We start from the raw sequence: 10939 nt of genomic DNA, 5'->3' as shown, positions 1-10939 counted from the left end.
GCCCTTCCAGCGATTTGCGGAGCGGTGGCCGAGTGGTCGAAGGCGCTCGCCTGGAAAGTGAGTATACGCCAAAAGCGTATCGAGGGTTCGAATCCCTCCCGCTCCGCCATCCAGTCCACGTCTCCGTGGAACAAGGAAGTGGGTTTGCTCAAAAATGGCGCCGAACTGCGCCTTTTCTGCCTCCCTACGGTACTGAGAGAGTTCAACCGGGTCGCGAATCAGCGGACGTTCGTATCCGCTTTCTCTGCAGGCTTCAGCGGCAGTACGGAATTGAAAGGTTGCGCGTTCGCTGCGAGCGGTAATCAGCCGCAGATGACCCTTAGACGCGCACCGACGCCGGCAACAGCCGCCATCGTGCTTCGTAACAGCTGAAGTGCGTGGGTTGCGTTGACCGTGGCGGGAACGGCGCTCGCACCGTTGAGAAGATGATCGCGGTTGAGACATGCGCCCAACACTAAAACAACTTCCCGTTCCGTATCCTGCTGTCGGAGCAACCGGTCGAGCCGAGTCCAGATTTCCGGACCCGCGAGACCAGCCCATGCGCCATTCGCGTGGCGAGTCCGTGCGTTGACAGTGCCTTCGCCACCCGGGCCCACCCAGGCTTCCGACCAGAGGTCTACCTGCCGCGGCCGCGCTGGCGCGAATAAGCTGAGCATCCCTACTTGCTTCGACGCTTGGCCGCAGACATCGTGAAGCTTGGAGGCCGACACCCATGCGCCGTCGGCAGCCTTCGCATGAACCATCTGGACCAGCGGCCGGCCACTTCGCGTGCCCACGATGATGAAATCGCAAAACTCCCGCGTGCCATCATCACATACGACGAGCTCCGGAGCGTCGGCGATTGCTCCTACGTTCGTATCGATCCATTCAAAGACAGAATTCGGTGCCCAGCCTGCCGGCAAAGCGCTGTTTTGTCCGCCTTTCTCGCTGGTCCGTGCTCGAAGCGCAGGCTCGTGAAGGAATACGTTGCCCAGACCTATTGCGGCGAAATCAAATCCAGGACCCAAGGGGAGGCGCGGATCATAGAAGTTGCTGTCAGCATAAACCGTGTTCGGCGATTCTGTGATTACCGTGAAGGCCTGTCGAGCGTTAAGAACGTCGACGATACTGCCGCTGCGAGTTGCATCGGTGCGTCTGTAGAGCTGAGCTAATCTGGGCGATTCGAGCTCGTAAGTTCCACTTGAAGCGACGTAGCGGACTGTTCCGGGGCAAGCCACGTTGTTTGCGTCGATCTGAACTAGGCGCCTGGCTTCAAGATCTCCTGCAGCCTCAGCTTGGTCGGCGTGACACTCAAGGCAAAGGTCGGCGATCTCCACTGGCTGCGAATGCGGAATTCCCTGCCCTTGTGCGCTCTCATAATGCGCTCCGATATCGTCCAGATCGAAGAGCAGGCTTCGCGGTCGCGGATCCGCCGGTGGTGCATCCAATGGCGCGGCGAACCGGTCAAGATAGGTCGGGCCTGCCTGTTGACCGGCGATTACGGCCAATAAGGCACGAGTCCAGCCTGACCATTCAGTTAGCGAGAGCCGCGGACCAGCGTCCGCCACGCCGCCGCGGCTGAATCCAATTGCTCGCCGGACGAATCCGCCTGCAACGACCGGCGGCCCAGCCGAAGCACGTGCCGCCGTTACAGTTGATGCCACGTATTGAAATTCGTCGAGTAGGGGTGGAGTCGCCTGGAGGGCAGCCGCGGTGGTTAATCGCCGGCGGACGGCGGACGGTCCGAGTGCCGAATTCCGAGCGCCTACTTCAATTATGTTGCTATCGACCCCTTGGGTGAGCAAGCCGACCATCCTCGAGCGCGGAACCGCGCCATGCATGTGCGCGCGAGCATCCGGATCCGGATTGGGACGCGAGGTATCGAGAAAGACGATAGTGTCGCCCACTCGTTGGCAAACGAGCACATGCAGCGTTCGCTCAAGGAAATAGTGGTCCTGTAACAGCGGGGAAGAGTCGACACTCGTGAATAAGATCGTGAGAGCGTCCTCACTTTCCTCGAGCAGTGTGTAGGGATAGCTCGCGTCAACAAAGCGCCTTTCGCTGGCGGCCCGCAACGCAGCCATGCTGAAGCCGGCCGAGGCGCGCCAAAGCTGACAACGCTGAGGAAGTCGAAGAGAAGCCAGTAGTTCGGCCTCGCTCCCGGGACCATGGACGAAACGTTCACGAAATTGGCGATCAACGTAGAGGATGTCAGGCAGTGTGCGGTCCAGTTGCCCGGCGATCTCGTCGAGGCCGCGCAAGATGCCTGCTTTGGTCAGCGTAGAGTCGTACCGGAGATATCGCCGCCAACTTGACGCCAAGAAATCGTTGCTATGATCAATGAGCAGCGCGGTCGCTTCAGGTACTCGCGCGGGGTTGCGGATTACGCGCCCAATTTGCTGCACAAGGGCACGTGCGGAACCACGCACATCGAAAAAGGCCACTGCTTGAAAACTCGGGCCGTCAACGCCTTCGAGTAACTTATGCTGATGCACCCACACGGCCGGAGCGTTGTCTGCCTCTGGATCGGGTGGCTGCCGCACCTCCCAAGGCTCGCTAAATGCCGGGGAGAAGCGCTCGTGCAGGCAGACGATCCCTGCGGCACCGAGCGCGTGATGACGAACGACGTTTCCGATCTGGCGAACGGTGTCCTCACCGTCACAACGAATGATCAGTTTCCGCTGCGTTGAAGGCGGTTCGCCAAATTGTTCAACGAAAATATCGTAGACACTTTGGACGAACCCTTCCTGAGTTGCGAGCGCAGCGGGATCTCCCTCGACTACAGCGACGCGACGCAGAATATTCGCCGCCACCAACTCCTCATAGCGTGTCACATGCAACGCCTCGGAATCGAGCTCGAACAACTTTAAATCGTTGCGATACGGCGTGGCGGTCACCAGCACTGTCTGCGTCTTCAGGCCGCGAATGGTTTGACTCCACGATCGTGCCGGCTCGTAATGCCCCTCATCGACGAATATGGCATCGCACCAGTCGGCCAACCGATCGTAGGTGACGCGCTTCTCCTGTGAGCGCGTCAGATCGTCGATCAATTGAATCGTCGAAACCAGGATTCCGCGGTCAGGAAGTTCTGCCAGATCAGCTGCGGTCGAAACGCACTTTACAGCCTTGGGCAGGACAGCTGCATCGAATCCGTGGCGCGGAAAAAAACCCCGCTGCCCGCCCAATTCTCGCGCAAGCTGATCGCGAATTGCGGTCCGCGGCGCTAGAACCAGAACCCGCTCTGCGCGGGGATGCCAATGCGCCGAAACCCCGATAATGGCGGTCTTTCCACCTCCAGTAGGAACATTGATCAGCGCCGCCCGTCCAAGGGCAGCGGCGGTTCGCCGGCGGTTGAGATATGCGTCAATCGTTCCGACGGCGGCGGCTTGATGCGCCCATAGATTCAACGCCTCCGGAAATTCCATCCCATCCCCTTGAGTGCCATCTAGCGAGATCGTGATGCCCGCTCGATGCTTGGGGCGCACGTTCAGCATCGCTTGTATGTCTGAGAAGTAGCTCGGTGTTAATGACTTGACTGTGTAGGTGCCGTTAAAGCCCCGGAGGGCCGGCGAGACGGCCACCCCGAAGCCAAGCTCTCAGCGGCAAGCACTTAGGCCGATCAGTCCAGTGCATGCTTCATTTGAAGCCACTTCAATTTGGATCTCAATCTGGTGGTCCGAACAGCCAGTTCACGACTACTTTGAAGAGCGACCTTTTGGGATGTGGTCGCGGGGGAGTAGTCTCTCCGACTGGCGGCGACACGATCTCAGCGGCCGCTTCGAGCGGCCGGCCATAATATGCCGCCTTCGCGGCACGATCCCTGGCCCACTGTCGCTCGATCTGAGCCTTCGTCCACGCGGCCGCCCAGCGCACCTTGCCACGGTCAATGACGTAATGCGACTTGCACGGGAGAGACCAGCTCCCGACAGACGGGGACAGTGATACGCTTTCACCGTCGTAGGTCATTCGCCAATCCGTCGGCGTCAAAGGGGTCACGATTTCTTCCCCGCAGCCGCAACAGCAACAATGGACCGCCGTTGCATACGGAATGCTTACGTACAGAACGCCCGGCTGTAACTTCTCCGGAACCTCCTCCACAAAGGAGGGCTGCAAACGTTCGACACGTTCCATCAGGCAGCGCTGCTGAGGAGCAGGTTGCCATCAGTGGTGTAGGTCATGTGGTGTTCGCCTTCGAGGTCTCGGTAGAAACCTCTCAGCTTCTTCCATTTCACGACCGCGAGCACCGCGTTCAGGGCATTAAGGTCTGCGACCTGGATATTGGAGGCGTAAACGTCTCCGCCATCGGACTCGTCCAGTGAGACGTTCGCCCTGAAATGGTCCCGCCGTTCAGGCGTACTCGCGGTAACTCTGAGAATCCCGCCAAGCGTTCCCTCGTCGAGCTCCAGGCCCATGCCAACGTCAAGGAAACTTGCTCCAATACTCTCAAGCCGTTCGACGACTGCTCTTTTGGCGGCGCCTGCGTCCATGCAGACGAACGCAAACGTGATGTTCTCGAGGGTATCGGCGTTACCTTCATCGAGAAAATGGTCGTGCGCCACGATGCCCTTGCGCATGGCGCCATATATTGATGCGAAATATGCGACCTTTTTCGGCGCCTCACGCAAAGTGTCCAAGGTCACCGCACCGGGCGCTCGGAAAGCGTTGTGCTGAAGAAGTACGTCACCGTCAAAAAGATGGATTTCCCTGACGGGGGTCTTGGCGACGAGATCGAGTACATAGGAGCCTGTTCCGCCGAGCCCGATAATCGCTACGCGCTCGGCCGATAGCCTTTCGGCAAGGGCGCCGATCCCGACCCGGTTCGATGCTGTCTCCGTATAGTGAAAGACGCTATCCTCTTCCTCCTCCGGCTCGCGAAACACGCGCGCGGAAACCCCGTCCTCAACGAGGGCGGCGGGCCCCGACAAGATGGCTGCGTAGGTCGTCATCTTGTGATGATAATCGCGATACCCTTCGACCGGCTTGCTCGAGAAGGAGTGCTGCGCGACCACACCACATCCAAGATCGTAAGATCCGGACTGGTGCCGGATCTGCTCGATAGGCGAGCAGTTCGCCTGACATGGATATGCACCCGCGAAATGCACGACATGCGTGTCAGGCCGCTGAGTAAGGTCACCAGCGAGCGTCAATGATGAGATGATCGTACCCCGGCGAACAGTGCCGCTGGCGTCGAGATAGGGAACGTGCCGCATGAGCAGCAGTCCCCAACAACCTCGACATAATAGCCTTCATCCCGAAGTCTCTTCAGGTCGGCGTTACGACTGAACAGTTCGCGTGACATTGAACACGGTTCCCTTCTTCACTTCGACGACACCCCCTGCCGCAAGGTCGCCCGAATGAGGCTTCGACTGGGCGTGCCGGAACGTCATCGAGAAGACGGCGTTCGCGGTCGTATCGTTGGGAAAGGCGATTTGGACGATCTGCTCGAACGTCACCTCTTCCCCTGGAACGGTGCGCGTACGGCCGTTCACAATGATCTCGGTCTCGTCCGGTTTGCGTCCGGGCTCTTCGAGCGGACCTGCGGGATTGATCGCGGGTGACATCGGGCATTTCTCCTCGGCGCGATTGCCGTCTGGAGCTATATAGTAGCTATTTTTTAGCTATTCAAGAGCCATATTGAATTTATTTCACCTTGATTTTATGATCAGTCAGACTACGTCGGCAGAAGGAGAAAACCGATGTCGAAGAGAACGATGACCCTCAATTTGTCGCCAGAGGAGATGGATGTCCTGGAAGCGCTCAGCCTCAAGAAGGACCTCAGCAAGACCCTTCTCCTGCGCCAGGCGCTCCGCCTTTATCAACGTGTCGAGGAGCGCCTCGAGCGTGGCGAAACCCTGTTCTTCGAGGACGAGGCGAAGAAGCAAAAGGCGGAGATCATGATGCTATGACGCCCCCGGGTCCCAAGAGCATCTCCCAGGTTGCGTTGATGGACGCCGTCTCCGGTGCCGGCGTGCCGGCGGAATTTTGGCAGCCAATCACCGACAAGAACCTCGCGGACTGGGAAGCGCATTGGAGACCCGCCATCCAGGAGCAGTTGGTTCTGTTGAGCGACGCGGGCGTCGAGCGCCATCTCTGGCCGCAGAGCCGCGAGTGGAATTGGCGCAAGAAGCATAACGCCCTTGGCTCCTCGCTCAGCAATGAATCGGCCGCAGTCATGGCCGCCGGCGTGACTCAGGGGATGATGATCGTCGATCTCGATTTCAGGGCCCGCATCGAAGAGCAAGCCCGCCAGCACATGGTCTATATTGACTTCCTCGAGGTCGCGCCCTGGAACCGAAGAACCCTGACCGGTGGAGCGCCGCGGTACGTAGGCATCGGCACGCTCATGATCGGCAAAGCGATCCAACGCAGCTTAGAGCTCGGGTTCAAGGGCCGGATCGGCCTCCACTCGTTGCCCCAGTCGAACGACTATTACGCCAACCAGTGCGGCATGCGTGACTTGGGTTCGGATGCTAATTACAACAAGCTGAGATACTTCGAGATGACTCCCGACATGGCGGAGAGATTCTTGATGAGGGGCGAGCGAAGTGGCCGATAGGATCACACCTGAGTGGTGCCTCGCAATGGCGCACCTCGAGATCGGTCACGAAGTCGGTGCCGGCCTCACCGCCATCGACCCGGTTCCTGACGAAGACACGGAAGGGTCGGATGAGTCCAGACTTGCGCTTGGCCGCTTTGTGAGCCTCGCCAGGCGTGGCCGGGGCATGTCGATCGATACGCTCGCCGAGCTGACCGAGGTCGATGTTGGCGAGCTCCTCAGCATCGAGCGTGATGCGCACCATCTGCCAGACACCCGCACCCTTTACCAGCTCGCCCAGATATTCGGCGTTTCGCAGCACAAGCTGATGGGGCTTTCCGGCCTCACCAGGCCCAAAGACCTTAAATATGTTGATGAGGCGATCCGCTATGCGGCGCTTTCTGAATCGGTCGCGCGCCTCACAAAGGAAGAGCAAGCGGCTCTTGACGGGCTGATTGCCGTCCTCAGCGAACGCAAAGGCAAATGACAGGCGTCGCAGGGTGGCCAAGGGTATCTTTCTCAAGGCGAGAACCGCTGCCGACATCGATGAACGGATCGGCCTAGTCCTTGACCGGCTCGGCAACCCCGAGCCGCCCCTCAATCTTAAGATTGTCCGCTCGTCGCTGAAACTCGACTTTGGATACTATTCCGCCACCGACGAAGGCTTGCTTCAGGAAACGGTCGCGAAGCTGCGTGTCGCCGGCAAGCAGGTGCTCCTCAATCCCATGTTGCTGGTGAGGGCGGTCCGCAAGCTCGACCTTCGCGCCCTCTACCTTCCGGATCAGCGCCGAATCCTGCTCGACAAGGACCAGCCGGTGCTCAAGCATCGGTGGAACGAGGCCCACGAGGTCGGACATAGCCTTCTCCCGTGGCATCAGGGCGCAATGCTCGGTGACGACGATCATTGTCTCATCCCCGCCTGTCATGCGGAGCTCGAGGCGGAAGCTAACTTTGCCGCGGCAAAGCTGCTTTTCCTCCGCGATCGGTTCCGGCTAGAAGCGCGCTCCCTCGAACCTTGCTTCAAAAATCTGGAGATCCTCGCGGAGCGCTACGGCAACACCAAAACTTCAACTTTCTGGCGGTGCATCGAATACTGGGGCGAGGAAGTGCCTATGGTCGGGCTGATCACCGGCCATCCCCATCCGTCGATGAGAAAGGCCGACTTCGACCCGGACGAGCCATGCAAGCATTTCGTTCAGTCGCCTCCCTTCGCCGCGATGTTTTCAAAAATCAGCGAGAGCGATGTGTTCGATCGGATCGTCGAATATTGCGGCCGTCAACGCGGCGGCAGCCTTGGCGCCGCCGAGATTCTACTTACTGATGACAATGGAAATGACCATCGCTTCGAGTTTGAGAGCTTCTGCTATCACTATCAAACTCTGACTCTCGGGATCTATTCCGGCCCGGCCAGCTCGATTGTCCAAGTCGCCTGAGGAGTGCCCACGCGGAGGGCACCGGCGGAAGGCAATCTGGCTGTTGATTAGACGAGCTGGTTCGCTTGGGCCGACCATAGCATCGGAATATCGCGGCCAATCGTCAGTCCGGTGGTAGTCACGCCCGTGCGCTGGCGTCCCTGCAGAATGGCTCCCACAGTAGCCGGTGAGAGAAAGGCCAGACGTACCACGCGAGTGACGTACGAGGCTGTCACTCCTTCGATTCGTGCGAGCTCAGTGATGTCACATTCCCCTTGGGTGAGCTGCTTCCACCAGCGATGCGCCTTCGCCACGAGGTTGATGAGGGACGAGGAGGGTCGCGAGGCCTCGGGTGATCGGCCGTCCGAGTGGACCAACCTGACGATGCCGCCACTCCGCTTGGGCCGCACATCCGCCGACAGTGTGATGGTGGGCGTGCATTCTGAACCTCGAATATTCAGCTCCGCTGCAAGACGAGCCGTTGAAATCTCCACATCGATTCTGTCGGGCAGGAGGCGCACCTGGTCGGCAAACTCAGGCAACGCTGTCTTCTGCTGCCGAAGGTCCTGAGCAATGGTATCGCACCGAGCCACCAGTGCGGGATAGTCTGCGGCACTAACACGCAGTTTTCCCGCGAGCGTCGCTGCATCATTGAACAGGCCCGCAAGGAGCTCCGTGACTTGCGCTTCGATTTCCCGCGCCGGCACGCGCATGCCGATCGTTCCTGCAATGGCGCCGTGATGCTGCAGGCTTCGACTAACGTAGTATCTATAGCGCACCTTGCCCTTGCAGGCGTGCACCGGGATTAACGGCTCTCCGTCGTGGTCAAACAGTTTGCCGGACAATGGACTCGGATTGGCGGCGCGGGCGCATCGCATGCCCCGAAGGTTGGACTTCAGCCGCTTGTGGACCTCGTTCCAAAGCGCTCGATCAATGATGGCAGGGTGCTGACCATCGTAAGTTTCGCCGCGATGCTCGATGTCACCGACGTAAATGGGGTTCTTTAGGATGTGATAGATCTGCCCGCGGGTGAACTGCCTGCCACCGAACCTGCGACCGGCGCCAGATATTCGATCCGGTGACCTGATGCCATCGCGGACCAGCTGCTCGGCAACGACGCGGACGTTCCCGAGCTCGGCGTAACGCAGGTAGATGTTGCGAACGATCGCGGCATGGTCATCGACGATGGCGAGCGTACGCCCGTTCGGTTGATAGCCGAGCGGTGGTGTGCCCCCCATCCACATTCCCTTCGCCTTGGATGCGGCGATCTTGTCGCGGATACGCTCGGCGGTGACCTCGCGCTCAAACTGGGCGAATGACAGCAGCATGTTGAGCGTTAGCCGGCCCATGCTCGTCGTCGTGTTGAACGACTGCGTGACCGAAACGAAGCTTGTGCCTGCCTTGTCGAATGCCTCCACGAGCTTCGCGAAATCGAGAAGCGAGCGAGTGAGCCGGTCGACCTTGTAGACGACGATGATGTCGATCTTGTTTGCAGCTACATCGGCGAGAATCCGTTGCAGGGCAGGCCGCTCGAGCGATCCGCCGGAGAGTCCTCCATCGTCGTACCGGTCGGGGAGCAGCGACCACCCCTCGCTCGCTTGGCTCAGGACGTAGGCGGCGCAGGCTTCCCGCTGGGCATCGAGGGAATTGAAATCCTGCTCGAGACCGTCTTCGCTCGACTTGCGCGTGTAGATGGCACAGCGGGTCTTCTTCATGCCGCGACCTTCTGCTTGAGGCCGAAGAAGGCCGGTCCCGACCAGCGCGTGCCGGTGATCGCCCGCGCAACCTCGCTCAGGGATCGCCAAGCGCGGCCATTCCAGTGAATTGTGCTACTGTCGTCCACGTCCACCACGTGAACGGCACCGTTCCACTCGCGCACGAGCCGCATGCCGGGCTTGATGTCACGGGTCTGCGTCTTCGCTGCTGCGAGCTGGGCGAGCCGTTGCTGTGTCTTTCTCGAGAGGCCGCCGTAAGCCTTTGCTTGCAACTCGTAGGCGAGTGCCAGCCGGAGCAAGCTCGGGCTGACCTTAGGCACCACGGCGCCGGTCACCTGTTTCCACCGCGCGCGGACTTGCGCCGGCGACATTGTCGCCAGCGCTTCCACTTCTTCTTCCACAGACCGCCGCGTCATGCGACCTCGGCGATGCGGTAGCAGGTCGCATCGTCACGCTTCGTCTTCTCGACGACGTGGCCCTTCTTTCGCAGGCCTGTCAGCGCGGCGCGGGTCGTGTGCGGCAACCAACCGGTGGCGGTCACTAGATCGTGGAGGGTCGCGCCGTCGGGGCGCCGTAGCAGCCCGAGAACTAGCTCCTTCTTGCTGCCCTTGCGAACCTCTTGGACACTGTTCTTCTCGTTCTTGGGTGTGCTTCCGTCGCCGGCGTGAGGCTCCGCGCCATCTGCCGTCCGGTCCATCAAGCACCGTCCTGCGGCGGTAATAAACACGGCGATTGGCTGGTCGTCTTGTTCGCGCCAGGCGAAGCGCCGATCGGTGGCCGGCCCTTCCTCCACGAGCGAGCGCTTGAGCAGGAACTGCACGGCTTTGCGCACTCTATCCTCGTCTTTGGCGATACTGTCGACGACGGGGAACAGGCCGCCGTCATCGCGCTGCGTCGCGGTCGAGAGCAAGATCAGCTGAAGGTCATTGAGCTTTGGGTTGTTCGTCATGGGTGGTCTCCTTGGGACCCACTCCAGTGCCGGTCCCACCACCGAGAGCCCTGCCGGTCAGCCGGTCAGGGCGATGCAGCCGCTCGGCGGCCGCGATTCACACGAACAGCAATGCTCGGCTCGAACCTGAAGTCGAATGGAATATTCTTGAGTGGCGCAAGTCATGCGCAGGCGGCGAGAGAGTCCCGTGCCACTATTCAACGGCGGTACCCACCTTATGATGCGTTGACGGATATCGGCGATGCGGCCCGACCATCATGGAGTAGATGTTGGCGACTAATTATCCCCTGGCCTTCGAGGGTCTTCTCAAACCGCTGTTGGCCAGCAAAAAGACAATCTCTGTAGACAA

Annotated in this window: 11 protein-coding genes and 1 tRNA gene; 5 read left to right on the top strand and 7 right to left on the bottom strand. The window is 60.0% G+C overall.

Going from position 1 to position 10939, the window contains the following annotated elements; genetic code table 11:
• Window positions 1-18 precede the first annotated feature (18 nt).
• Window positions 19-109, top strand: a tRNA-Ser gene (locus tag H9L14_RS14330).
• A 193-nt stretch (window positions 110-302) separates the two neighbouring features.
• Here H9L14_RS14330 and H9L14_RS14325 read toward each other — a convergent pair.
• The 4 genes from H9L14_RS14325 to H9L14_RS14310 form a co-directional block, all read right to left on the bottom strand.
• Window positions 303-3404 carry a DEAD/DEAH box helicase gene (locus tag H9L14_RS14325; RefSeq protein WP_187708632.1) on the bottom strand — a complete coding sequence of 1034 codons (3102 nt, stop codon included), beginning with the start codon at window positions 3402-3404 and terminating at the stop codon, window positions 303-305.
• A gap of 238 nt (window positions 3405-3642) precedes the next feature.
• A complete protein-coding gene (locus H9L14_RS14320; protein WP_187708631.1) occupies window positions 3643-4110 on the bottom strand; it encodes a ubiquitination-like system serine protease family protein in 468 nt (155 codons plus the stop codon).
• Window positions 4110-5189 (bottom strand): ThiF family adenylyltransferase, encoded by a 1080-nt coding sequence (locus H9L14_RS14315; protein ID WP_246444233.1) that lies wholly within the window; start codon window positions 5187-5189, stop codon window positions 4110-4112. Before H9L14_RS14315 ends, H9L14_RS14320 begins: the two co-directional genes overlap by 1 nt.
• Before the next feature lie 63 nt (window positions 5190-5252).
• Window positions 5253-5540 carry a multiubiquitin domain-containing protein gene (locus H9L14_RS14310; RefSeq protein ID WP_187708630.1) on the bottom strand — a complete coding sequence of 96 codons (288 nt, stop codon included), beginning with the start codon at window positions 5538-5540 and terminating at the stop codon, window positions 5253-5255.
• Window positions 5541-5675: 135 nt separating this feature from the next.
• Between H9L14_RS14310 and H9L14_RS14305 the strand changes: the two genes are divergently transcribed.
• From H9L14_RS14305 to H9L14_RS14290, 4 genes are read left to right on the top strand one after another with little or no spacing between them, the layout of a single operon-like run.
• On the top strand, window positions 5676-5885 hold the full coding sequence (locus H9L14_RS14305; RefSeq protein ID WP_187708629.1) for a transcriptional regulator: 210 nt from the start codon (window positions 5676-5678) through the stop codon (window positions 5883-5885).
• A 38-nt stretch (window positions 5886-5923) separates the two neighbouring features.
• Window positions 5924-6535 (top strand): GNAT family N-acetyltransferase, encoded by a 612-nt coding sequence (locus H9L14_RS14300; RefSeq protein ID WP_246444232.1) that lies wholly within the window; start codon window positions 5924-5926, stop codon window positions 6533-6535.
• A complete protein-coding gene (locus tag H9L14_RS14295; protein ID WP_222949857.1) occupies window positions 6525-7001 on the top strand; it encodes a helix-turn-helix domain-containing protein in 477 nt (158 codons plus the stop codon). The genes H9L14_RS14300 and H9L14_RS14295 overlap by 11 nt, the downstream gene beginning before the upstream one ends.
• Before the next feature lie 13 nt (window positions 7002-7014).
• Window positions 7015-7947, top strand: a complete 933-nt coding sequence (locus tag H9L14_RS14290; protein WP_187708627.1) for an ImmA/IrrE family metallo-endopeptidase — start codon at window positions 7015-7017, stop codon at window positions 7945-7947.
• Between the two features lie 47 nt (window positions 7948-7994).
• On the opposite strand, the gene H9L14_RS14285 is transcribed toward H9L14_RS14290, so the two are convergent.
• From H9L14_RS14285 to H9L14_RS14275, 3 genes are read right to left on the bottom strand one after another with little or no spacing between them, the layout of a single operon-like run.
• Window positions 7995-9641 (bottom strand): recombinase family protein, encoded by a 1647-nt coding sequence (locus H9L14_RS14285; protein ID WP_187708626.1) that lies wholly within the window; start codon window positions 9639-9641, stop codon window positions 7995-7997.
• Window positions 9638-10057: a DUF2924 domain-containing protein gene (locus tag H9L14_RS14280; RefSeq protein ID WP_187708625.1), complete on the bottom strand. Its 420-nt coding sequence runs from the start codon at window positions 10055-10057 to the stop codon at window positions 9638-9640. Before H9L14_RS14280 ends, H9L14_RS14285 begins: the two co-directional genes overlap by 4 nt.
• Window positions 10054-10590 (bottom strand): DUF3489 domain-containing protein, encoded by a 537-nt coding sequence (locus H9L14_RS14275; protein WP_187708624.1) that lies wholly within the window; start codon window positions 10588-10590, stop codon window positions 10054-10056. Before H9L14_RS14275 ends, H9L14_RS14280 begins: the two co-directional genes overlap by 4 nt.
• Between the last annotated feature and the right edge of the window lie 349 nt (window positions 10591-10939).

The sequence above is a fragment of the Sphingomonas sediminicola genome, assembly GCF_014489515.1.
GTDB lineage: Bacteria > Pseudomonadota > Alphaproteobacteria > Sphingomonadales > Sphingomonadaceae > Sphingomicrobium > Sphingomicrobium sediminicola.
This window is presented reverse-complemented; position numbering and strand designations above follow the sequence as displayed.